The 23465-nt window shown below is 61.3% G+C and carries 21 protein-coding genes and 1 pseudogene; 7 read left to right on the top strand and 15 right to left on the bottom strand.

Annotation, left to right across the window (positions count from 1 at the left end):
- Positions 1-10 precede the first annotated feature (10 nt).
- On the top strand, positions 11-676 hold the full coding sequence (gene msrA / locus PSAKL28_RS01900; protein WP_038605885.1) for a peptide-methionine (S)-S-oxide reductase MsrA: 666 nt from the start codon (positions 11-13) through the stop codon (positions 674-676).
- 9 nt (positions 677-685) lie between these two features.
- A complete protein-coding gene (locus PSAKL28_RS01895; protein ID WP_038605883.1) occupies positions 686-1315 on the top strand; it encodes a glutathione S-transferase in 630 nt (209 codons plus the stop codon).
- Between the two features lie 135 nt (positions 1316-1450).
- On the opposite strand, the gene creD is transcribed toward PSAKL28_RS01895, so the two are convergent.
- The 4 genes from creD to rloA2 all read right to left on the bottom strand — a co-directional run bounded on the left by creD (position 1451) and on the right by rloA2 (position 5659).
- Positions 1451-2785, bottom strand: a complete 1335-nt coding sequence (gene creD / locus PSAKL28_RS01890) for a cell envelope integrity protein CreD (RefSeq protein ID WP_038605880.1) — start codon at positions 2783-2785, stop codon at positions 1451-1453.
- 95 nt (positions 2786-2880) lie between these two features.
- Positions 2881-4314: a two-component system sensor histidine kinase CreC gene (gene creC / locus PSAKL28_RS01885; RefSeq protein WP_038605878.1), complete on the bottom strand. Its 1434-nt coding sequence runs from the start codon at positions 4312-4314 to the stop codon at positions 2881-2883.
- The gene (gene creB, locus PSAKL28_RS01880; RefSeq protein WP_038605875.1) at positions 4314-4994 is read right to left on the bottom strand and encodes a two-component system response regulator CreB; all 681 of its coding nucleotides are present in this window, start codon (positions 4992-4994) and stop codon (positions 4314-4316) included. The genes creC and creB overlap by 1 nt, the downstream gene beginning before the upstream one ends.
- Positions 4995-5155: 161 nt before the next feature.
- Positions 5156-5659: a retropepsin-like aspartic peptidase RloA2 gene (rloA2, locus tag PSAKL28_RS01875; RefSeq protein ID WP_038605873.1), complete on the bottom strand. Its 504-nt coding sequence runs from the start codon at positions 5657-5659 to the stop codon at positions 5156-5158.
- Positions 5660-5840: 181 nt separating this feature from the next.
- Here rloA2 and yihG point away from each other — a divergent pair, with 181 nt between their 5' ends.
- Both yihG and PSAKL28_RS01865 read left to right on the top strand, forming a co-directional pair.
- Entirely contained in the window at positions 5841-6728 is an 888-nt protein-coding gene (gene yihG, locus PSAKL28_RS01870) for a 1-acylglycerol-3-phosphate O-acyltransferase, YihG family (RefSeq protein WP_038605870.1), read from the top strand.
- Between the two features lie 176 nt (positions 6729-6904).
- Positions 6905-8269 carry an APC family permease gene (locus PSAKL28_RS01865; RefSeq protein ID WP_038605867.1) on the top strand — a complete coding sequence of 455 codons (1365 nt, stop codon included), beginning with the start codon at positions 6905-6907 and terminating at the stop codon, positions 8267-8269.
- A gap of 6 nt (positions 8270-8275) precedes the next feature.
- On the opposite strand, the gene PSAKL28_RS01860 is transcribed toward PSAKL28_RS01865, so the two are convergent.
- Both PSAKL28_RS01860 and PSAKL28_RS01855 read right to left on the bottom strand, forming a co-directional pair.
- A complete protein-coding gene (locus PSAKL28_RS01860) occupies positions 8276-8842 on the bottom strand; it encodes a DUF2780 domain-containing protein (RefSeq protein WP_038605864.1) in 567 nt (188 codons plus the stop codon).
- Between the two features lie 141 nt (positions 8843-8983).
- Complete coding sequence (locus tag PSAKL28_RS01855) at positions 8984-9289, bottom strand: DUF3077 domain-containing protein (protein WP_038605861.1); 306 nt, start codon at positions 9287-9289, stop codon at positions 8984-8986.
- 488 nt (positions 9290-9777) lie between these two features.
- On the opposite strand from PSAKL28_RS01855, the gene PSAKL28_RS01850 reads away from it, so the two are divergent.
- Positions 9778-10233, top strand: coding sequence for an REP-associated tyrosine transposase (locus tag PSAKL28_RS01850; RefSeq protein ID WP_038605858.1), 456 nt, complete (start codon positions 9778-9780; stop codon positions 10231-10233).
- A 73-nt stretch (positions 10234-10306) separates the two neighbouring features.
- Here the strand turns inward: PSAKL28_RS01850 and fdhA are convergent, their stop codons facing one another.
- The 7 genes from fdhA to glyA all read right to left on the bottom strand — a co-directional run bounded on the left by fdhA (position 10307) and on the right by glyA (position 19166).
- Positions 10307-11506: a formaldehyde dehydrogenase, glutathione-independent gene (gene fdhA, locus PSAKL28_RS01845; protein WP_028942224.1), complete on the bottom strand. Its 1200-nt coding sequence runs from the start codon at positions 11504-11506 to the stop codon at positions 10307-10309.
- A 133-nt stretch (positions 11507-11639) separates the two neighbouring features.
- Positions 11640-12497 carry a formyltetrahydrofolate deformylase gene (purU, locus tag PSAKL28_RS01840; protein ID WP_038605855.1) on the bottom strand — a complete coding sequence of 286 codons (858 nt, stop codon included), beginning with the start codon at positions 12495-12497 and terminating at the stop codon, positions 11640-11642.
- An 11-nt stretch (positions 12498-12508) separates the two neighbouring features.
- Complete coding sequence (locus PSAKL28_RS01835; RefSeq protein WP_038605852.1) at positions 12509-13141, bottom strand: sarcosine oxidase subunit gamma; 633 nt, start codon at positions 13139-13141, stop codon at positions 12509-12511.
- Positions 13142-13283: 142 nt separating this feature from the next.
- A complete protein-coding gene (locus tag PSAKL28_RS01830) occupies positions 13284-16301 on the bottom strand; it encodes a sarcosine oxidase subunit alpha (RefSeq protein ID WP_038605849.1) in 3018 nt (1005 codons plus the stop codon).
- Positions 16298-16627, bottom strand: coding sequence for a sarcosine oxidase subunit delta (locus PSAKL28_RS01825; RefSeq protein ID WP_038605847.1), 330 nt, complete (start codon positions 16625-16627; stop codon positions 16298-16300). Before PSAKL28_RS01825 ends, PSAKL28_RS01830 begins: the two co-directional genes overlap by 4 nt.
- A 14-nt stretch (positions 16628-16641) precedes the next feature.
- Positions 16642-17892 carry a sarcosine oxidase subunit beta family protein gene (locus PSAKL28_RS01820; protein ID WP_038605844.1) on the bottom strand — a complete coding sequence of 417 codons (1251 nt, stop codon included), beginning with the start codon at positions 17890-17892 and terminating at the stop codon, positions 16642-16644.
- Positions 17893-17912: 20 nt separating this feature from the next.
- On the bottom strand, positions 17913-19166 hold the full coding sequence (glyA, locus tag PSAKL28_RS01815; protein WP_038605841.1) for a serine hydroxymethyltransferase: 1254 nt from the start codon (positions 19164-19166) through the stop codon (positions 17913-17915).
- A 277-nt stretch (positions 19167-19443) separates the two neighbouring features.
- Between glyA and PSAKL28_RS01810 the strand changes: the two genes are divergently transcribed.
- A complete protein-coding gene (locus PSAKL28_RS01810) occupies positions 19444-20484 on the top strand; it encodes a threonine aldolase family protein (protein ID WP_038605839.1) in 1041 nt (346 codons plus the stop codon).
- Positions 20485-20948: 464 nt separating this feature from the next.
- The gene (locus PSAKL28_RS27560; RefSeq protein WP_157686992.1) at positions 20949-21386 is read left to right on the top strand and encodes a hypothetical protein; all 438 of its coding nucleotides are present in this window, start codon (positions 20949-20951) and stop codon (positions 21384-21386) included.
- Positions 21387-21456: 70 nt separating this feature from the next.
- Here PSAKL28_RS27560 and PSAKL28_RS28445 read toward each other — a convergent pair whose 3' ends face one another.
- Together PSAKL28_RS28445 and PSAKL28_RS28440 are read right to left on the bottom strand one after the other, a co-directional pair.
- Positions 21457-22185: a methyl-accepting chemotaxis protein gene (locus tag PSAKL28_RS28445; protein ID WP_371261987.1), complete on the bottom strand. Its 729-nt coding sequence runs from the start codon at positions 22183-22185 to the stop codon at positions 21457-21459.
- A 132-nt stretch (positions 22186-22317) separates the two neighbouring features.
- Positions 22318-23349 (bottom strand): annotated as a pseudogene (locus PSAKL28_RS28440) (HAMP domain-containing protein); the annotation flags it as partial.
- Positions 23350-23465 lie beyond the last annotated feature (116 nt).

The raw sequence follows: 23465 nt of genomic DNA, 5'->3' as shown, positions 1-23465 counted from the left end.
AGGAACGGCTATGGTCCTGCGCTCGGAAATCCTGGTGAACAAAAACGTCCTGCCTACTGCGGAACAGGCCCTGCCTGGCCGCGAAACCCCGATGACCCTGCCCGAGAAGCATTTTGTTTTCAAAGACACCCCACTGCTCGGGCCGTTCTTCGAGAACGTCGACTTTGCGATCTTTGGCCTGGGTTGCTTCTGGGGTGCCGAACGGCGCTTCTGGCAACGTGAAGGCGTGGTCAGCACCGTGGTTGGCTATGCCGGCGGCTTTACCCCCAACCCGACCTACGAAGAAGTCTGCTCGGGCCTGACCGGCCACACCGAAGTGGTGCTGGTGGTATTCGACAAGGACAAGGTCAGCTACCAGGAACTGCTGGCGATGTTCTGGGAACTGCACAACCCGACCCAGGGCATGCGCCAGGGCAACGACATCGGCACCCAGTACCGCTCGGTAATCTACTGCACCAGCCCCGAACAACTGCAACAGGCTCAGGCCAGCAAACAGGCCTACCAGGCTGAACTGAGCAAAGCCGGCTTCGGCGAGATCACCACCGAGATCGACCAGGCGCCGACCGTCTACTTCGCCGAGGCGTATCACCAGCAGTACCTGGCGAAAAACCCTGACGGCTACTGCGGTATCGGTGGCACCGGTGTTTGCTTGCCGCCCAGCCTGCAAGGCAACTGAGGGTTCGACATGTCCGCACCGAGCATGATCCTGTTCTACTCGCCGGCTTCGCCCTTCGTACGCAAGGTCATGGTGGTGCTGCACGAGACCGGGCAGACCGGGCGCGTAGCGCTGCAGAGCGTCAACCTGACGCCGGTCAGCCCGGTTGCCGAACTCAACCAGGGCAACCCGGCCGGGAAAATCCCGGCCTTGCGCCTGGCTGACGGCAACGTGCTGCACGACAGCCGGGTAATCTGCGAATACCTCGACCTGCAGCATGTTGGCAACCCGCTGATCCCCAGGGAAGGCTGGTCGCGCTGGCATCGCCTGACCCTCGCCTCGCTGGCCGATGCGGTCATGGACGCTGCGGTGCTGACCCGTTACGAAACCTTCCTGCGCCCGCAAGATAAACGCTGGGACAGCTGGATCGAAGCCCAACAGGACAAGATCCGCCGCGGCCTGGCCAGCTTTGAGCAGGAGCATATTGCCGAGCTGAGCGCGGCGTTCGACATCGCCGCCATCGGTGTGGCCTGTGCCCTGGGTTACCTTGATCTGCGCATGCCGGACCTCGGCTGGCGTGAACAACAGCCGAAGCTCGCGGCCTGGTATGCCGAGGTCAGTCAGCGAGCGTCGATGCAGGCTACTGATCCTTCAGTCTGAAAGGGCCTCTCGCGGGGCAAGCCCGCTCCCACAATGAATCCACCTCCTGTGGGAGCGGGCTTGCCCCGCGATTGAGCCAACGCTCAATCCGTCTGGCCAACACCGCCCCCACTCGCCGCTCCTCGCGCAACCCCCTCATTGCAGTTTCCCCTGACCAACGCTGTACCAGTCCAGTCGCCGGGTCAGGACCATGAACACACCCAACAACCCGAACAGCAGCAGCGAACCCATCAACAAGGCATAGTCCTCGGCGCTAAGCAGCCCGTAGAGCATGCCGTAGAGCACCGCCAGCCCGAGGGCAAAGCCCATGGCGCGAAACAGGCTGTGCAGCACATGAGACAGATAGAAACCGATCAGCAGTACACAGGCGCCGGCAGACAGCAGATACGCCAGGCCAAAACCCAGATGCTCGGACAACGACAGCAACAGCAGGTAGAACAACGCCAGGGCCGCACCCACCAGGGCGTACTGAATCGGGTGCACGCTGAGGTTCTTTAGAATCTCGAAGAGGAAGAAGCCAGCAAAAGTCAGGGCGATGAACAACAACGCATACTTGATCGCCCGCTCGCTCTTGAGGTACTGATCCACCGGGTCGACAAAGCTGACCCCGAAGGCGCGGTCGCGGAAATCCGCGCAACTGGCATTGACCGCACATTGGCTCAGGGCGTCTTCCAGGTTGGTAGAGAAGAACGACGTCTGCCAGCGCGCCGAGAAGCCACCCGCATCAATCTTGCGGCTGCTGGGCAGGTAGTTGCCGACAAAGCTTGGGTGCGGCCAGTTAGCCGCCATGCTGACACTGGTGCTGCGGCCAACCGGCAGCACATACAGCTGACCAGTACCCTGCAAGCTGAGATAGAAGGCATAGTCGAACAGGGTTTCTGCCTTGCCGTCGAGGCGGCCAAGGGGCACGTGCACACCACCACCCAGCCAGCTCAGGCCGGTGCCGGCCTGGAAGTCCAGGCGCTGGTCATTGAACTGCAATTGCAGGCCCTTTTCGATACCGCGGATATCACTGATGCCGACCGCGAGAAAGGCTGGCTCGAAGCGATAATCCTCAAGGTCCTGGTTAATGCCCCAATTCGCCGGCACTTTGAACTGGCCACTGATGTGGTTATCGGCATGAAACAGCCGCGCCTGGTAAATCCCTCGCGAACGCAGTTCAGTGTCGATGCTCGACTTCAGTTCGAAGGTTTCTGGCAGAAAATACAGGTGACCACTGACTTGCTTGGTTTCCACGAAGATTTTGCCCTCTTCGGTCTTCCAGCTTCGCTCGGTCTTGCGGTACGGCACCACCAGTACCGGGCCGCTGATCTGCTGGCTGAAACTCGCGCTCTGGGCGATGTCCTGTACGACGTTGTCACGCAATTGCTGACGCTCGCCAATCAGGCCGCCGATCATGAACAGCGGGATCAGCAACAGCACAATCAGCAAGGCGATGGTGCCAAGTTTCAGACTCAGGGTTCGGCTCATGGGGCAAGACTCCGGTTTCGATGAGCAGAGTCTGCGCAATCAAAATGGAGCGTTTGGGGAGATGTGTGGAGCTTGCGTGCAGAGTGTGTGAAGTTTCAGTCCAGGCGTTTGCCGGGCAGCCACAATCTCACGCGTACACCGTCCTCGACGTTGGCGACTTCCAGCGAACCGCCATGCAGTTGCATCACTTCTTCGACAAAGTTCAGCCCCAGCCCGGTACTCTTGCGCCCGCTAAGCGGCCGCGGCAACGAATAGAAGCGCTCGCTCACCCGCCCCAAGGCATAGTCGGGAATCGCCTCGCCCTGGTTGAACAGGCTCAGGGCCACGCGCGCGCCCTGTCTCTCCAGCTCGAACACCAGCTTGCCGCCGGGCGGGGTGAAGTCCAGGGCGTTGTCCAGCAGGTTGGCGATGGCCTGGCGCATGAGGAACGGCTCACACAGCAGGCGGGTACTCGCCGGTACACGTTGGCGCACCTGCAGACCGTTGCTTTCGATCCGCGCACTCTGGGCCAGCAACAGCTCATCGACCAGGGCCGCCAGCGACACATGCTGCTGTTCTTCCAGGGTTTGCAGCTGTTCGACCTGCGCCAGGTTGAGCAGGCGCTCGATCAACTGCTGCATGCGCGCACTTTCGCTCTCGATGTTGTCGGCAAAGCGCTGGCGCTGTGCTTCCGGCATCGGTCCCTGGAGCAGCTCCGATGCGCCGCGAATGGCCGCCAGCGGGCTCTTCAGCTCATGGGTCAGGGTATGAACGTAGCGCTCGACATAGTCCTTGCCTTCCAGCTGGGTGCGCATACGCTCCACCGCCGCCGCCAGCTGCCCCAGCTCACCGCCGCGATAGTGCGGTAGCGCGGTGCGCTCTCCTTCGCTGACAGCCTGGGCGTAATGGGTCAGGCGTCGTAGCGAACGGGCCAGCCACCAGGACAGCGCGGCACCGACCAGCAAGCCCAGGCCGATCAGGCCCAGTCCCAGGTACAGCAGACGCTGCTCGGAGCGATCGATATACGGCTGCAAGGACTTGTTCGGCTTGGCCACGGTGACCACGCCGATGATCTTGCCTGCATCGAGAATCGGCGCGGCGACGTGCATCACTGACGACTCGGGATCATCCGGGTCGCTGCGGGTCGAACGTGCACCATACTCACCGCGCAGGGTCAGGTAGACGTCGTTCCAGCGGGAATAGTCCTGGCCCACCGCCGCACCACTGGAGTCGAGCAGGACAATGCCCTTGGCATCGGTGACATAGATGCGGTGGTTGACCTGATTCTTCGACAGCCCCCAGATATCGGCATTCGGCTGACGCTGGCCGTAAGCACTCAACACCTGCGGCAAGCGGCTCTGGCCGAGGGTACCGGCCTTGACGTCGTCGTGAAGGATTTCGGCGAGCAGGTTGGCAGTGTCCACCAGAGTTTCTTCAGTGGACTGGCGCACACCGGGACGGATCTCTTCACGCACGGTGCTGAGAATGAAGTAGCCGGTCAGCCCGACAAACAGGAAGTAGACCAGGAAGATGCGGATGCCCAGGCGCATCAGCTGTGGCTCGGGCTGTAGCTGTAACCCAGGCCACGGTGGGTCTGGATCGGCTCGGCATCGGCGGCCACCTGGCGCAGCTTGGCACGCAGGCTCTTGATATGGCTGTCGATGCTGCGTTCATAACCTGCGTCGGCGGGCACACCGACGGCATCGAGCAGCTGCTCGCGGCTGAACACCCGCTCGGGTTGCTCCAGCAGGCTCTGCAACAACCGGAATTCGTGGCGGGTCAGGCTCAGGGCTTGGCCGCGATAGCTGATCTGCATGCGCAGGGTATCGACCTGGAACAGCAGCGCTGCGCTCACCGGCTCCGCACGCGGTGCCATGCGCTTGAGGATTGCCCGTACCCGCGCCGCAACTTCGCGCGGGCTGAAGGGCTTGACCACATAGTCGTCGGCGCCGATTTCCAGGCCCACCACGCGGTCGATTTCACCGTCGCGGGCACTGAGGAACATCACCGGCACATCGCTGAAACGGCGCAGCTGGCGGCAGGTTTCGAAGCCGCTGATATCCGGCAGACCGATATCGAGGATGATCAGATCGGCTGGCCGCTGACGCTGCTGATCGAGCGCCGCACTGCCCAGGGTCACCCACTCCGTACTGTGACCATCACCCTGCAAGGCAAAAATCAGGGTGTCGGCAATGGCCGCTTCGTCTTCGACAATGAGTATGTGGGGCATGGCGTCCGGGCCTGGCACTGGGGTGTTGCATCTTGTAGGAGATTCTCAGGGGTCTGGCAAGGCCCATAGGATGTTTTCCCCACCGGTGGGAGCGGGCTTGCCCCGCGATGCGATGCGACTGAGAAACCGCAATCGCGGGGCAAGCCCGCTCCCACCAGGTATCAGCACTCAGGTTTGCCCGCCGTGAAGCGTCGCGCCGGGTTCACCGCCGCCTTGAACTCACGCAAGGCCTTGGCACCGATCAGCAGTGGATAGTTGAAGCTGCTGCGGTCGGTCAGGTTGACTTCAACGGTACGCTTGACGTCGCCCAGGCACAGCTCAAGGTCCACCACCGGACGCTTGCTGATCTCCGCCCCCTCGCCGTCTTCATCTTCATCGGCGCGGTTCTTGATCTTGCTGATGCGCGCCAGCTTGTGTTCGTAAACCTTGCCGCTGGAGTCCTTGGTCGCCAGGCGGAAACGCACCCACTCTTCGCCATCACGGGTAAAAAGCTCGATGTCTTTGGCCGACAACGACGCGGTCAGCGCCCCGGTGTCCATTTTCGCCTTGAGGGTTTCACCGCCAAACTCCGGCAGCGTGATGTATTCGTAGCGGCCATACAGGGTCGGCTCGGCAGCCATCACCGGAAGGGCCAGCAGCGACAGCAGTGCAAGTACAGATTTCACGGGGATCCGCTTCCTAGAGATAAGACAGTGTTTAGACTGCGAAGGCAGGATAGGTTCGCGTTGATAGCTTATTCAACACAATGTGAAACATTTGTCCCAGTCGAGCAGACCTGAGCATTTGGCGTATGCCGACAGGCTGCTTATCATTGCCGGCCGCTTACTTGAATATAAGAGCTTTCTTATGCGCCGCTTACTGACGGGCATTCTTGTGACCTTGCTGTTGCTGCTCAACACCCTGGTCCTGATCGGCCCATTGCTGGTCTTTGCCCTGCTCAAACTGGTCCTGCCCGGCCGCTACCGTGACTATGCCTCATGGACGGTGATGTGGATCGCCGAAACCTGGTCTGAAATCGACAAACTGATTTTCCGTCTGTGCATCCCCACGGTGTGGGACGTGCGTGGTGCCGATGACCTGCGCCTGGACACATCCTACCTGGCCATCAGCAACCACCAGAGCTGGGTCGATATCCCGGCGCTGATCCAGGTGCTCAACCGACGTATCCCCTTCTTCAAATTTTTCCTGAAAAAAGAACTGATCTGGGTGCCATTGCTGGGCCTGGCCTGGTGGGCGCTGGATTACCCGTTCATGAAGCGCTACAGCAAAGCGTTTCTCGACAAACATCCGCAGCTCAAAGGCCAGGACCTGGAAATCACCAAGGCCGCCTGCGAGTTGTTCAAGCGCCAGCCGGTAACCGTGGTCAATTACCTCGAAGGCACGCGCTTCACCGAAGCCAAGCGTGTGGCCCAGCAGTCACCCTACAAGCACCTGCTCAAACCCAAGGCCGGTGGTGTCGCCTTTGTGCTGGCGGCGCTGGGCGAACAGCTCGATGCCCTGCTTGACGTCACCATCGTCTACCCCGGTGACAAGGCGCCGGGCTTCTGGGACCTGCTCAGTGGCGCTGTGCCGAAGGTGATCATCGACATCCAGGTGCACGAGCTGGACCCGGCGCTGTGGGAGGGCGACTACGAAAACGACCCGCTGTTGCGCCAGACCGTGCAGGACTGGGTCAACCAGCTGTGGCGCGACAAAGATCAGCGGATTGAAGCCTTGCGGGCGGAGCTGAACTGATCGCGGGGCAAGCCCGCTCCCACCGGGTGGGGGGGAGCTGTGGGAGCGGGCTTGCCCCGCGATAGCCGATTAAAATCTGCGTTAATAATCAAGATAAGGGAATCTTCTTTGCTATTGGCGGATTAACTGGATAAAAATCGATCAACTAACAACTACAAAAAAGCCAGGATCGATCAATGGCCAACCAATCCAGCAATGCTGCCCAGGCAGATTCCGCTCAACTGCGCCGCGTCCTCGGGCTTCCCGCCCTGGTGTTCTTCGGGCTGGTGTACATGGTCCCGCTGACCATTTTCACCACCTACGGCATTGTCACCGAGCTCACCGGGGGACGCACCGCCGGCGCCTACCTGGTCACTCTGCTGGCCATGCTCTTCACGGCCACGTCCTACAGCTTCATGGTCCGGCGCTTTCCGGTTGCCGGCTCGGCCTACTCCTACACCAACCTGGCATTCGGGCCGAGCATCGGCTTTCTCGCGGGCTGGTCGCTGCTGCTCGACTATCTGTTCCTGCCGATGATCAATTACCTGCTCATTGGCCTGTTCCTGAACATCGCCTTCCCGAGCATCCCGGTCTGGACCATCATCCTCGCGTCGATCGCCCTGGTTACCGTGCTCAACGTCGTCGGCATCAACTCGGTGGCCAAGGCCAGCAACCTGATTGTCGGCGCGCAGATCATTTTCATCGGCGTGTTCGTCGCGCTGTCGCTGAAAACCCTGGGCGGTGGGCAACCGGTCGATGTGCTCTCACCTTTCCTCGGCGATGGCACCCAGCCGGGCTTCAGTCATTTGATGGCGGGGGCGGCGGTGCTGTGCCTGTCGTTCCTCGGCTTCGATGCCGTGTCGACCCTGGCCGAGGAAACCAAAGACCCGGAACGTAACGTGCCACGGGCGATCATCCTCACCACCCTCGGCGCTGGCCTGCTGTTCACCCTGCTGGCCTATATCAGTCAGCTGGTGCTGCCAGGCAGCCATTTCGCCAATACCGACGCGGCCGCCAACGAGGTCATGTTCAAGGCTGGCGGTCAGTTCCTGGCCAACTTCTTCACCGCTGCGTTCGTCGCCGGCAGCCTCGGTTCGGCCCTGGCTTCGCAAGCGGCGGTATCGCGGATTCTCTACACCATGGGCCGTGACAAGGTCTTGCCACAACGCTGGTTCGCCACCCTCTCACCACGCTTCGGCACACCGGTCACCGCTACCCTGGTGGTCTCGGCGTTTTCGCTGCTGGCGCTGGTGATCGACCTCGCGACCCTGGCATCGCTGATCAGCTTTGGCGCCCTGGTGGCGTTCTCGGCGGTGAACCTGGCGGTGATCCGCACCCACCTGATCAGCGACACCTGCCAGCGCAACCTGGCCGGGTTGCTGCGTTATGGCCTGATCCCGCTGGTGGGCATGAGCCTGACCCTGTGGCTGTGGACCAGCCTGTCGGCGATGACCCTGACCATCGGCCTGAGCTGGTTCGGCCTGGGCCTGGGCTATCTGATGGTGCTGACGGGCGGATTCCGCCGCCCGGTGCGCACGGTGAATTTCTCCGAAGCAGCCTAAGCGCCGTTATACCGACGGCACTGTAGCCGGCGTGCCCCACAGGCCGCCGAGGCTCTGCAACAGCGAACCGGTAACGCCCTGCTGACCGAGGTACTGCAAGATCAGCGGGGCAAACAGGCCGATCATACCGGTGTCCATACCCAGGGCACTGAAGGCATTGTTCAGGTCATTGGTGTCTTTGACGTTGCCGCCCAGGGCATTGCTCAGGGCCGACGAGTTGCCGCTGTTACCGAGCAGTTCACCCAGCCCGCTCAAGCCGCCCAAGGCGTTTTCGCCAGAGAGCAGATCAAGGCCCGGTACGGCTTTGCTCAGTTGTTCGTAGTCAGTGCTGCTGAGTTGATTACGGGCCAGACCGAGCAAGGCACCGGTACCACCGATGGCTTGTTCCGGGGTGATTTTCAGCTCGCTACCGAGGGTGTTGAGCAGATTCGCCGAGGCGGCTGGCGCCTGCACTGCAGCGCCGTCCTTGTTACCTTGCATGGCGGAAACGGCGTTGGCCGCATCGCTGAGGTTGAAGGCAAACACCGGGCTGGCAGCCAGGGTCATCAGGGTGACCAGTGCGAAACGTTTCATGAAGGGACCTCGTCAGCCGTAAAGGCGGGGGGAAACGAGGGTTGGACTGTGGAGGTGGGGGAATGTTCCGTGGGCAGTGATGGCCTCTTCGCGGGGCAAGCCCGCTCCCACCGGTGGGAGCGGGCTTGCCCCGCGATGTTGTCAAAGCGGACTCAACTCCCGATTCTCCAGAGCATCAAGCAAAGCCTCCACCAGCCCCTTGGCCATCTCCACCGAATGCAGGGTGGACCAGAGAAAGCCCTTGGCCGACTCATCGATACCATCGAAAGATTGATTCGCCGTGTCGTAGGCGCAACGCAGATACAGCGAGATATGCACCAGCGCGTCATGCGGAGCGATGCCGGCATTGACGGAGAAGAGTTGCGGGTGACCGGCAGGGCAATCGCCGAAGGGTTTGTCGAGGGTGGGATAAAGCGAGGTGGGTGGATCAGGGACGATCTTTTTCATGGAAACTCCTGCATGCATAGGAGCCGCCCCGTCCGTTTCCACACGTAAGGTGGCAGCTGTACGCGGGGTGGAAAACCGGGGCATACAGGAAACCCGGCAGGCCAAAGGCCTCCCGCGCACAGCCGCCATAACGGCAGATCCTGAATGACTACCGGGTTTCCACACCCGATCGCTGAACCGACAGCGACCCACGGAGCCTAAAAGGACAGGTTTCCGAGGGCAATCAGACCTGGATCGACAGACGCGGTAGGGTATTTCCTAGGACCGGAATTGACCAGCCTGGAAACATCCAGAAGTAACTGCAACGGCCGGTGGGAGCGGGCTTGCCCCGCGATTCGATGTGACTGACAAACCGCTATCGCGGGGCAAGCCCGCTCCTACCGGGGGGTTGCTTACGATTGCCTTTGGCAACATTGAGATCCAGTTTGGTCGGGTGCCTCCACCGCTCGACAACTACCTTGAAAATTCATCTTTCAAGGAGCCACGACATGGACAGTCCCGCCTCCCACCGCCTGCGCCGCGGCCGCTTCTCCGAGCCCGGCCGCTATTACCTGCTGACCAGCATTACTCGCAATCGAGAACCGATATTCGAGAGTTTCCAGGCCGCCCGCTGTATTCCGGCACAGTTCCAGCAGGCACAAATTGATGGCGCCGCACGTACTCTGGCCTGGGTGGTAATGCCGGATCATGTGCACTGGCTGATTGAACTGCAGCATGGCTCACTGGCCTGCCTGATGCGCCGCTTCAAATCCCGCAGCCGTTGTGCGCTGTACAAGCAAGGCACGCTGCAGGGCAAGCTGTGGCAGCCTGGATATCATGATCATGCGTTGCGGCGGGAAGAAAAGGTGCGGGTGGTGGCGCGCTATGTGGTGGCCAATCCGCTGAGGGCTGGGCTGGTAACCAAGCTTGGGGATTATCCGCATTGGGATGCGGTCTGGCTTTAACAGCATCGCGGGGCAAGCCCGCTCCCACCGGGTTCTCAAAATCCGGTGGGAGCGGGCTTGCCCCGCGATGGCCTTACGCCGCGCTAAACAGCTTGTGCGGATCGATAACGAATTTCTTCGGCACCCCGGCATCAAACTCGCCATACCCTTCAGGCGCCTGATCCAGGCTGATCACCTGCACGCCCACCACTTCGGCAATGTTGATGCGGTCCCACATGATCGCCTGCATCAGCTGACGGTTGTACTTCATCACTGGCGTTTGCCCGGTGTGGAAGCTATGCGACTTGGCCCAGCCCAGACCGAAGCGGATGCTCAGGCTGCCGATTTTCGCTGCGGCATCCACCGCACCCGGATCTTCAGTGACATACAGGCCGGGAATGCCGATCTTGCCGGCAACACGGACCACGCCCATCAGCGAGTTGAGTACGGTAGCCGGTGCTTCGTGCTTGGCACCGGCATGGCCATGACCACGGGCTTCGAAACCCACGGCATCCACCGCGCAGTCGACTTCCGGTTCGCCCAGCAGGTTGGCGATCTGTTCGTGCAACGGGGTGTCCTGGGACAGGTCAGCAATTTCAAAGCCCTGGGCCTTGGCGTGCGCCAGACGCACCGGGTTGACGTCGCCGACGATTACCACTGCTGCCCCTAGCAAACGTGCCGAAGCTGCCGCAGCCAGGCCCACAGGGCCGGCACCGGCGATGTACACCGAACTGCCTGGGCCAACCCCGGCAGTTACCGCGCCGTGATAGCCAGTCGGAAGAATGTCGGAGAGGCAGGTCAGGTCGCGGATTTTCTCCATGGCCTTGTCGCGGTTGGGCAGTTTCAGCAGGTTGAAATCGGCGTAAGGCACCAGCACGTATTCGGCCTGGCCACCGGTCCAGTCGCCCATGTCGACATAGCCGTAGGCACCACCGGCACGCGCCGGGTTGACCGTCAGGCAGACGCCGGTGTGTTGTTCCTTGCAGGAGCGGCAGCGGCCACAGGCGACGTTGAAGGGCACCGAGACCAGATCGCCGATCTGCAGGTTTTCCACGTCGCGGCCTTTTTCGATCACCTCGCCGGTGATTTCATGGCCCAGCACCAGGCCGACCTGGGCCGTGGTACGGCCACGGACCATGTGCTGGTCGGAGCCACAGATGTTGGTGGAGACCACCCTGAGGATCACCCCGTGCTCGATTTTCTTGCCACGCGGATCCTGCATTTTCGGGTAGTCAATCTTCTGCACCTCGACCTTGCCGGCGCCGAGATACACCACACCACGATTACCAGACATGCTTTTACCTCGCTAAAGTTTGTTGTTATGTAGCGGTGCAAAGTGCGCTGCCCGGGGGCGGCGCTGTGTTACTGGAATCTGTTTGTTTTATCGCGGGGCCACTCAACCCGGTGGGAGCGGGCTTGCCCCGCGATCAAAGCACTACCGTCCTGTTGGCATTCAAAAACACTCGCCGCTCAATGTGATAGCCCACCGCCCGCGCCAACGTCAGGCACTCGATGTCGCGGCCTTTGGCGATCAGGTCTTCCGGATAGTGACTGTGATCGACCGACTCCACGCCCTGGGCAATGATCGGCCCTTCGTCGAGATCGTTGTTGATGTAGTGGGCCGTCGCCCCCACCAGCTTCACGCCTTTGTTGTAGGCCTGGTGATAGGGCTTGGCGCCCTTGAAGCCCGGCAGCAGCGAGTGATGGATGTTGATCGCCCAACCGTCGAGCTTGCGGCACAGTTCCGGCGACAGCACCTGCATGTAGCGGGCAAGGATCACCAGTTCGGCGCCGGACTCTTCGATCACCTGCAGCACCTTGCGCTCCTGCGCCGGTTTATCGTGCGGCTCCAGGGCGAAGTGGTAATAGGGAATGCGGTGCCACTGGGCCAGCGGTTCGAGGTCCGGGTGGTTGGAGATCACCGCCACAACGTCCATGCTCAATTGCCCGATGCGCTGGCGATAGAGCAGGTCGTTGAGGCAGTGATCGGCTTTGGACACCATGATCACCACTTTCGGTCGATGCTTGGGCGCGGTCAGCTCGAACAGCATGCCAAAGGCCTCGCCCCGCTCCGCAAGGCCTGCACGAAAACTGGCTTCGTCGAAGTCATCCGGCTGACGGAATTCCACGCGAATGAAGAAGCGCCCGGACAACCGGTCATCGAACGAATGGTGCTCGGTGACGTAGCAGTGCTGCTCATACAGATAACGCGTCACCACATCCACCGTACCGAGCAGGCTCGGACAGTCAGCGGTGAGAATCCAGGTGTCCGGTGCTCGGCTCATGACGACTCTCCCTAGGCCTCGATGCTCAAACCGTATTCGGCTGCCGCGTCCTGCAGCCACAGCCACCAGTAATCGGAGAAGCTGCGACGAATCAGCAGTTCCCAGGTTTCCTCGCCGGTACGGCGGATCACCAGTTGCGACTTGGCGAACACCGTGCCCACGGCCTTGCCGACCGGGAAGTTGTTTGGATGAACATCATAGCTGGTGGATTTCATCAGCACTTCGCGCACATTCGGGCCGCTCAGTTCCAGCAGGGTTTGCCCGCCGCTGACGTTGACCACCTGGATATGCTGACCGTCGAGGGCATCGCGCAGCTTCTGCTCGACCGCGAATTCCTGGCCGCCTGGGACGATCAGCAGCCACTCATCCGGGCCCAGCCATTGCAGCGACATCTCGCCGTTGGCGACCACGGTCAGCGCCACTGGCAGTTCCAGGCCCAAGGCCTTGAACACACCGCCGGCAAACGCGGGGTCGCGGCCATCGCCACGCAGGGTCAGATGACCGAGAAACTTGTGTTCCCGCAGGGTCACCCCGGCGTTCTTGCGGCCTTTGCCGACCAGGCTGGGCAGGTCGGCGTGATGCAGTGGCGACTCGGCTTTGACGTCGTTGCCGGGGCGTTGCTGGTAGACGTTGATCGTGCTCATTACTCACCTGCCTTGAATTCTATGGACCCTGCCTGCGGGAGGGACTTCTGTGGGAGCGGGCTTGCCCCGCGATGACGTCGGTACAGTCAACATCGCATCGCGGGGCAAGCCCGCTCCCACACACAATCCCCTTCCCACAGTGTTAGATGTTCTGCCGCTCACCCTTCGGATCGAAGAACACCGAAGAACAGATCTCCGCTTCAATCACGCTGCCATCGGCCTGCGGCGAGTAAACCCGCTCGCCGATCCGCTTGAGCCCGCCTTTCACCACGCCCATGGCAAAGGAATAGCCCAGGGAGTTGCTGGCATAGCTGGAGGTGACGTGACCGACCATGTCCATCGGGATCGCTTGTTTCGGGTCGAACACCAGTTGTGCGCCTTCCGGCAGCCACTGGGTCGGGTCGACCGGCTTGAGCCCGACCAGCTGCTTGCGGTTTTCGCGCACGCAGTCTTCGCGGTTCATGCCGCGCCAGCCAATCCACGAGAACGGCTTGGTACGGCCCACACACCAGCCCATGTTGAGGTCGTCCGGGGTCATCGAGCCGTCGGTGTCCTGACCGACGATGATGAAGCCCTTCTCGGCCCGCAGGACGTGCATGGTCTCGGTGCCGTAAGGGGTGAGGTTGTACTGCTTGCCGGCCTCGGCGATTTTCTCCAGCACGCCCATGGCGTAGTTGGCCTGGATGTTGATTTCGTACGACAGCTCACCGGTGAACGAGATGCGGAACACCCGCGCTGGCACACCCGCGACCAGGCCTTCCTTCCAGCTCATGAACGGGAACGCGTCCTTGTCCAGGTCGATATCAGTCACTTCGCTGAGCAGCTTGCGGCTGTTCGGGCCCGACAGGGTCAGGGTCGCCCAATGGTCGGTCACCGAGGTGAAGTACACCTTCAGGTCTGGCCATTCGGTCTGTTGATAAATCTCCAGCCACTGCAGTACACGCGCCGCGCCGCCGGTCGTGGTGGTCATGATGAAGTGGTTTTCGCCGACGCAAGCCGTCACGCCGTCGTCGAAGACCATGCCGTCTTCCTTGCACATCAAGCCATAACGGGCCTTGCCTACATCGAGCTTGGTCCAGGCGTTGGTGTAAATGCGGTTGAGGAACTCGCGGGCGTCCGGGCCCTGGATATCGATCTTGCCCAGAGTCGAAGCATCGAGCAGGCCGACGCTGTCACGCACAGCCTTGCACTCACGGGCCACGGCGGCATGAAGGTCTTCGCCGTTGCGCGGGAAGTACCACGGCCGTTTCCACTGGCCGACGTCTTCAAACTCGGCGCCGCTTTTCAGGTGCCAGGCATGCAGCGCGGTGAAACGCACCGGTTCGAACAGGTGCCCACAGTGCCGGCCAGCCACGGCGCCGAAGGTGATCGGCGTGTAGTTGGGGCGGAACATGGTGGTGCCCATTTCCGGAATGGTGATGCCCATCGAGCGCGCTGCGATGGCCAGGCCGTTGATGTTGCCCAGCTTGCCCTGATCGGTACCGAAGCCCAGGGCGGTGTAGCGTTTGACGTGCTCGACCGATTCGAAACCTTCGCGTGTAGCCAGTTCGATGGCGGCGGCGGTGACGTCGTTCTGCTGGTCGACGAATTGCTTCGGCGCCCGTGCGGTGTTTTTGTCGTGGGGCACCTGGAACAGTGCCACGGTAGCTTCTTCCTGACGCGCCAGGACTTTCGGCAGGGTGCCCTGCACGGCCTTGAAACCGGCTTCGGTTGCCGCGCGCACGCCGCCTTCGAAACCGTCTGCCAGGGTGTCGGCCAGGGCGAACACACCGTTGATGCCACCGACACACACACGCTTCTGCGGTGCGTCGCCCGGCACGAAGCCGAGAATGTCTTCACGCCAGACCGGCTTGCCGCCCAGGTGCGAAGCCAGGTGCACGACCGGGCTGTAGCCACCGGAAGTGGCAACCAGATCGCAGTCCAGCCATTCGCCCGGGCTGGTGATTTTGTGCGCTTTGACGTCAATCGCGGCGACACGGGCAGCGGTCACATGCTTGCTGCCACGCGACTCGATCACTGCGCTGGAGGTGAGGATGCGCATGCCCTTGGCCCGCGCTTCTTCCACCAGCGAACCGCGCGGGTTGTGCCGGGCGTCGGCGATGGCGACCACTTTCAGGCCGGCGTCATGCCAGTCCAGCGCCACACGGTAGGCATGGTCGTTGTTGGTCGACAGCACCAGGTTGCGGCCCGGCGCCACGCCATAACGACGCACGTAGGTGGAAACCGCGCCGGCCAGCATGTTGCCCGGCACATCGTTGTTGCCGTACACCAGCGGACGCTCATGGGCGCCAGTGGCCAGCACCACGCGCTTGGCACGTACCCGGTGCATGCGCTGGCGCACGGTGCCGATCGGCGCGCGATCGCCCAGGTGGTCGGTCAGGCGCTCGTGGATGGTGAGGAAGTTGTGGTCGTGGTAACCGTTGACCGTGGCCCGTGGCAACAGGGTCACTTCACGCATGCCCTTGAGCTCGGCGATCACCGCCGCGACCCATTCGGCAGCCGGTTTGCCATCCAGGCTTTCACGGCTGTCGAGCAGGCTGCCACCGAACTCTTCCTGCTCATCGGCAAGGATCACCCGGGCACCGCTACGCCCGGCGGCCAATGCCGCGGCAAGGCCGGCAGGCCCAGCGCCGACCACCAGCACGTCACAGTGCTGGTTCATGTAGTCGTAGCTGTCCGGATCGTTTTCCAGCGGCGCACGGCCAAGGCCGGCCGCCTTGCGGATGTAATTCTCGTAGGTCATCCAGAACGACTGCGGGTACATGAACGTCTTGTAGTAGAAGCCCGGCGGCATCAGCTTGCCGCCGACCTTGCCGAGAATCCCCATGACGTCGGTGTTGACGCTCGGCCAGCCGTTGGTGCTGGTGGCCACCAGGCCGGCATACAGGGCCTGCTGGGTGGCGCGCACGTTGGGCACCTGGGTGGCTTCGGTGGCACCGATCTGCAGGATCGCGTTCGGCTCTTCGGAGCCTGCGGCGATGATCCCGCGGGGGCGCGAGTACTTGAAGCTGCGCCCGACGATGTCCACACCGTTGGCCAGCAACGCTGCGGCCAGGGTGTCACCGGCATAACCCTGGTAGGTCTGGCCGTTGAAAGTGAAGTTCAAGACTTTGCTGCGATCGATACGACCGCCGTTGGACAGGCGATAGACCTGGCTCATACCTTTTCTCCCTGACCACTGACTGCCAACTGCGGGCTGGTGTTTTTGCCGGTCACTTGCGGCTTGGCGCCGATCGGATAGGTTTCCAGGATTTCGTAGGTCACCGTGTCACGGGTGGCGTTGAAGTACTGGCGGCAACCGGCGGCGTGAATCCACAGCTCGTGGTGCAGGCCACGCGGGTTGTCACGGAAGAACATGTAGGTGCCCCACTCCTCGTCGGAGCAGGCGCTGGGGTCCAGCGGCCGCGGAATGTGCGCCTGGCCTGCGGCGTGGAACTCCTCTTCGGAGCGCAGCTCGCCGCAGTGGGGACAGAAGATATGCAACATAGGGATTTCTCCTGTTAGTGGGCGACAGCGGCGGCGCCGTGTTCGTCGATCAGTGCACCGTTGTAGAAACGGTCGATGGAAAAAGGTTTGGCCAGCGGGTGCATTTCGCCCTTGGCCAGACTGGCGGCAAAAACGTTGCCCGAGCCCGGGGTGGCCTTGAAGCCGCCGGTGCCCCAGCCACAGTTGAAGAACATGTTCTTCACCGGGGTTTTGGAGATGATCGGGCAAGCGTCCGGCGTGGTGTCGACGATGCCGCCCCACTGGCGGTTCATCCGCACCCGCGAAAGAATCGGAAACATTTCGACGATCGCCTGCAGGGTGTGTTCGATCACCGGGTACGAACCGCGCTGACCGTAGCCAACCCAGCCGTCGATACCGGCGCCGATGACCAGGTCACCCTTGTCCGACTGGCTGATGTAGCCGTGCACGGCGTTGGACATGATCACGCTGTCGATGATCGGCTTGAGCGGTTCGGACACCAGCGCCTGCAGCGGATGCGATTCGATCGGCAGGCGGAAGCCGGCGAGCCTGGCCATGTGCCCGGAGTTACCGGCGGTGACCACACCGACGCGCTTGGCGCCGATAAAGCCCTTGTTGGTCTCGACCCCGATGACCACACCGTTTTCCTTACGAAAGCCGATCACTTCGGTCTGCTGGATCAGGTCCACGCCCAGGGCATCGGCGGCACGTGCGTAGCCCCAGGCCACGGCATCGTGACGGGCCACGCCACCGCGCCGTTGCACGGTGGCGCCGAGGATCGGATAGCGGGTGTTTTTCGAGCAATCCAGGTAGGGGATTTCTTCGGCGACCTGCTGGGTGTTGAGCAGCTCGCCGTCCACGCCGTTGAGGCGGTTGGCGTTGACCCGGCGCTCGGAGTCGCGAATGTCCTGCAGGGTGTGGCAGAGGTTGTAGACGCCGCGCTGGGAGAACATCACGTTGTAGTTGATGTCTTGCGACAGCCCTTCCCAGAGCTTCATGGCATGTTCATAGAGATGTGCCGATTCGTCCCACAGGTAGTTGGAGCGCACGATGGTGGTATTGCGCGCGGTGTTACCGCCGCCCAGCCAGCCCTTCTCGACCACGGCGACGTTGGTGATGCCGTGTTCCTTGGCCAGATAGTAGGCCGTAGCCAGGCCGTGCCCGCCACCGCCGACGATGACCACGTCGTAGACCTTTTTCGGGGTCGGCGTGCGCCACATGCGCTGCCAGTTTTCGTGGTGGCTGAGCGAGTGCTTGAGAAGGCCGAAGCCCGAGTAACGTTGCATAGTCTTCACTCCTGAACCGCTCAGCGATAAACCGGGAAATCTGCACAGAGTGCCGACACGTTCTTCGCAACATCAGCCTCGACATCGGCATCGCCGAGGTTGTCGAGGATGTCGCAGATCCAGCCGGCCAGTTCCACGCACTGGGCAACCTTGAAGCCGCGGCTGGTAACCGCCGGGGTGCCGATGCGCAGGCCGGAGGTGACGAACGGCGACTGCGGATCGTTGGGTACGGCGTTCTTGTTGACGGTGATGTGGGCGCGGCCCAGGGCAGCGTCGGCATCTTTACCGGTCAGCCCCTGGCGAATCAGGCTGACCAGGAACAGGTGGTTGTCGGTACCACCGGAGACCACATCGAAGCCACGCTCGATAAACACCTTGGCCATGGCCTGGGCGTTGTCGATCACCTGCTGTTGATAAGTCTTGAAGCCCGGCTCCAGCGCCTCCTTGAAGCACACTGCCTTGGCGGCGATCACATGCATCAGCGGGCCGCCCTGGGCACCGGGGAATACCGCGGCGTTGAGCTTCTTTTCGATCTCTTCGTTGCTGCGCGCCAGGATCAGGCCGCCACGTGGGCCGCGCAGGGTCTTGTGGGTGGTGGTGGTGACCACATCGGCGTAAGGCAGCGGGTTCGGATACAGGCCCGCAGCCACCAGACCGGCAACGTGGGCCATGTCGACGAACAGGTAGGCGCCGACCTTGTCGGCGATCTGACGGAAACGTGGAAAATCGAGGGTTTTCGAGTAGGCCGAGAACCCGGCAACGATCATCTTCGGCTTGTGTTCCACGGCCAGGCGCTCGACTTCGTTGTAGTCGATCAGCCCGGTGCTGGTGTCGATGCCGTACTGCACGGCGTTGTACAGCTTGCCCGAAGACGACACCTTGGCGCCGTGGGTCAGGTGGCCGCCATGGGCCAGGCTCATGCCGAGAATGGTATCGCCGGCCTGCAGCAGAGCCAGGTACACGGCACTGTTGGCCGAGGAGCCGGAGTGCGGCTGGACGTTGGCGTAGTCGGCGCCGAACAGCTGCTTGGCGCGATCGATAGCCAGTTGCTCGACTTTATCCACATGCTCGCAACCGCCGTAGTAGCGCTTGCCTGGATAACCTTCGGCGTATTTGTTGGTCAGGCCGCTGCCCTGGGCCTGCATGACGCGCTTGCTGGTGTAGTTTTCCGAGGCGATCAGTTCGATGTGATCTTCCTGGCGTTGCTCTTCGGCATTGATCGCCGCCAGCAGTGCATCGTCGTAACCCTGGATCTGGTCTTGCTTGCTGAACATCGCGTCTCTCCCGGCAGCGGCATCGGTTCTTGTCGGGCAATTGCCCTTTTGCAGCGATCCTATGCCCGACGCAGACAGCCCAGATGCCTATGGACGCCACACAAAGGTGCGTTTACGACATGCGACCTGATCGCGGGGCAAGCCCGCTCCCACCGGGTTGTGCAGATCCTGTGGGAGCGGGCTTGCCCCGCGATGCTTTACCGTCCAATACAGCTGTATAGGCGACTTCATAAATCTTGTTTACAGTGCTCACCTGCGTCGTTCACAGGACAGTGTCATGACAGATCAAAGCCAGCAATTCGCCAGCGACAACTACTCAGGTATCTGCCCGGAAGCCTGGGCCGCGATGGAAAAAGCCAACCAGGGTCACGACCGCGCCTACGGTGATGACCAGTGGACCGCGCGCGCCTCGGAGTACTTTCGCAAACTGTTCGAAACCGACTGCGAAGTGTTCTTCGCCTTCAACGGCACCGCCGCCAACTCGCTGGCGCTGTCGTCGCTGTGCCAGAGCTATCACAGCGTGATCTGCTCGGAGACCGCCCACGTCGAGACCGACGAATGTGGCGCGCCGGAGTTCTTCTCAAACGGCTCGAAACTGCTCACCGCCCGTACCGTGGCCGGCAAGCTGACCCCTGAATCGATCCGCGAAATTGCCCTCAAGCGCCAGGACATCCACTACCCCAAGCCACGTGTGGTGACCATTACCCAGGCCACCGAAGTCGGCAGCGTGTATCGCCCGGAAGAGCTCAAGGCCATCAGCGCCACCTGCAAGGAGCTGGGCCTGAACCTGCACATGGACGGCGCCCGCTTCAGCAACGCCTGCGCCTACCTCGGCTGCACGCCGGCCGAGCTGACCTGGAAGGCCGGTGTCGATGTGCTGTGCTTTGGCGGTACCAAAAACGGCATGGCGGTAGGCGAGGCGATCCTGTTCTTCAACCGCAAACTGGCCGAAGACTTCGACTACCGTTGCAAACAGGCAGGCCAGCTGGCCTCGAAGATGCGCTTTCTGTCTGCGCCATGGGTCGGTTTGCTGGAAACCGGCGCCTGGCTCAAGTACGGCGCCCATGCCAACCGCTGCGCACAACTGCTCAGCGAACTGGTGAGTGACGTGCCGGGCGTAGAGCTGATGTTCCCGGTGGAAGCCAACGGGGTGTTCCTGCAGATGTCGGAACAGGCACTGGAAGCCTTGCGCAACAAGGGCTGGCGCTTCTACACCTTCATTGGTAGTGGCGGTGCGCGGTTCATGTGTTCGTGGGACACCGACGAGGCGCGGGTGCGTGAACTGGCGGCGGACATCCGTGAGGCCATGGGCGCCTGACGACTGCATCGCGGGGCAAGCCCGCTCCCACTGGGTGTTGTGATACCTCTGTGGGAGCGGGCTTGCCCCGCGAATCAATCTAAAGCTTGAACCCACCCATCTGCCGCGCCAGATCATCGGCCAACCCGCGCAATGCCTGACACTCCTCACGACACTCCTGTACTTCGGATACCGTCTCCGCGGCCAGATCGGAAATCCCCTGAACGTAAACCGGCCTTCTTAAACCCGAACAAATAAAAGCCAATAAGTCAGATACAACGACTATCAGTTATCTCTTGTCACAGAGAAGCCTCTAGCCAAACTTGAATTTCGCTCAACGAGACTGGCGAGGCAGCAGGCGGCCTTAGCAAAAAACACCTGCTGTCAACTGATAAAACTGTCAGTTGCGAGTCGTGCCAATCCGCATACTATCGAAAATGCAGACGCCAACAACACAATTACGTCACTGGCCGGAGAGAATTTCAATGTACGAAGATCTTGATGTCTATTATTTTGACAGTCAGGTTAACCACCCCGACTTGAAAAAATTCGTGATGAATCTTAGCGCTACAGACTATCCAGGTAGCTTCACTGGGGCTCCTTCTGTGCACAGATACACGGTATTTGAAGGCAGAGGTCGCTGGGATTTCAAAAACCCTTACAACTTTGAAAGTGCCACTCCTCCTAACATCAAACTCATCAATGAAGCCACTAAAGAAGGACCATTCTCTGTTTATCTAGGGGATATAAGCGACGGTACCGCTCATCCGGTAACTGGGCATCTAAAAGATGCGCTAATCCATCTCCAGACAGGGTCGGTTTTTGAAAAAGATAAAAACAATCATGAGATCCAAGTCAGGGTAATTATTTTACTCGACCCCGATCATTTGCAACTAGTCTGTTTAACACGCAAATTATCTTAATAACTGACTCAACCGGGTGTGCTGAGTATTTTCATCGCTCACACACCCGGCTCGTCTGCATGATCCGGCGTTACAACCTGAAGCCTCCCATCTGCCGCGCCAGATCATCGGCCAACCCGCGCAACGCCTGACACTCCTCACGACATTCCTGCACTTCGGATGCCGTCTCCCGGGCCAGATCGGAAATCCCCTGAACGGTACGATTGATCTCCTCGGTCACCGCCGACTGCTCCTCGGTAGCTGTCGCCACCTGATGGTTCATGTCACTGATGTGTTCGACCTGATCGGTAATGGTGCTCAGTGAGGCGCCGGTCTGCTGGCTGGATTGCACACCGGTGCCGGTTGCCGCCTGCCCGGCCTGCATCGATGTCACTGCGCTGCCGGCGCCGTGCTTCAGGCGCAGGATCATCTGCTGCACTTCATCGGTGGACACCTGCGTGCGCCGGGCCAAGGTGCGCACTTCGTCGGCGACCACGGCAAAGCCGCGGCCCATCTCCCCGGCACGCGCCGCTTCGATGGCGGCGTTGAGCGCCAGCAGGTTGGTCTGTTCGGAGATGCTGCGGATGACCGCCAGCACCTCGTCGATTGACGCCACTTCACTGGCCAGCTCACCCACTGCATGGGCCGCCTGGCCTATTTCACCGGACATGCCCTCGATATGGGCAATCGAACGGCGCACCACTTCGCGGGCGGCAAGCGCCTCGGTACGCGCGGTTTCCGACGCGTGTGCGGCATTGCCGGCGTTCTGCGCGATGTCCTGTACGGTCAGGCCCATTTCATGCACTGCCGTGGCAACCATTTCGGTCATTTCCTGCTGACGCCCCGAGCGGTCTGCGGTGTTCTCCACAACCTGGGTCACCAGTTCGACCGAACGGTGCAAGCGTTCGCTGGTGTGCAAGACCTCGCCGATGAGGTCGCGCTGGCTGTCGAGAAAGCGGTTGAACCCGCGAGCCAGGTCGCCCAGTTCATCCGCGCGCGTCGCATCCAGGCGCTGGGTCAGGTCACCGCCACCGTTGCCAATCGCCATAAGCGCCCCGGTAACCCGGCGGATCGGCCGGACAATGCCACGGGCCAGCAACACCACCAGCAGCAACGACACCAGCGCCACGCCGGCACCAATCAGGCTGGTCAACCACACCGTCTGGCGCACCGGGGCATAGATTTGCGCTTGCGGTACTTCAGCGACCAGGGTCCAGTTCAGGTCGCGCAGCGGCAGGCTCAGGGCCAGGTAGCTCTCGCCGTCACGCTCGAAGCGGCTGCTGTGCAAGCCTTCGGTTCGGTTCAAGACAGCCTGGGCGGCCGACTCACCGATCTGCTCGGCAAGCTTGGTTTTGCCGCTCAATTGCTGCTCCGGATGAACCTGGATCAGGCCATCGCCGCGCACCAGAAACACCCGGCCGCGCTCACCGAAACTGAAGTTGTGGATCAATTCCGACAGTTCGGTCATGCGCAGACCGAGCCCGGCAATGCCAACCAGTTTGCCGGCCTTTTCCACCCGATAGTCGATGAACAGTGCCAGTTCACCGGTACTGCCATCGGTGTCGATGTTGAGCAGGCGCGGATTGCCGCTGTCGATGAAACCAAAGAACCATTTGTCGGCCGGGTTGCTGCGGCTCAACGTACGATCAAGGCCTTTCTCGTTGTAGTAATGGTTGGTTTCAGTGGCTGCGAACAACGCCGTGAAGGCCTGGTTTTTCTGCCGCAGCGCTTCGAGGTACTCGATAAATTGCGGCGCCTGGGCACTGTCTTCGCCCGCCGCCAGCCAGTCGCGCAGCAACGTGTTGTTGGCAATATCGGCGGCGGCGGTGAGCGGACGGCTCAACATCCGCTCGATGTCGTTACGAATCGCCTCAATGCTGGCCGGCAACGCAGTGTCGACCAGGTAACGCTCAGTCAGGCGATTGACCGCCACCGAGTAGATTCCGACCACGATAAGAATGCTCACCAACAGGGCTGCGCCCATGCTTGCAATCAATTGCCACTGGATACTGCGCCGCCAGAACTGCATGAACCTTCCCCTGAGTAAATAAGCCTTGTGCTGCAATAGCCAGGCCAATTGTATACAGACGAAAATACAAT

This window comes from Pseudomonas alkylphenolica (assembly GCF_000746525.1).
Taxonomy (GTDB): Bacteria; Pseudomonadota; Gammaproteobacteria; order Pseudomonadales; family Pseudomonadaceae; genus Aquipseudomonas; species Aquipseudomonas alkylphenolica.
This window is presented reverse-complemented; position numbering and strand designations above follow the sequence as displayed.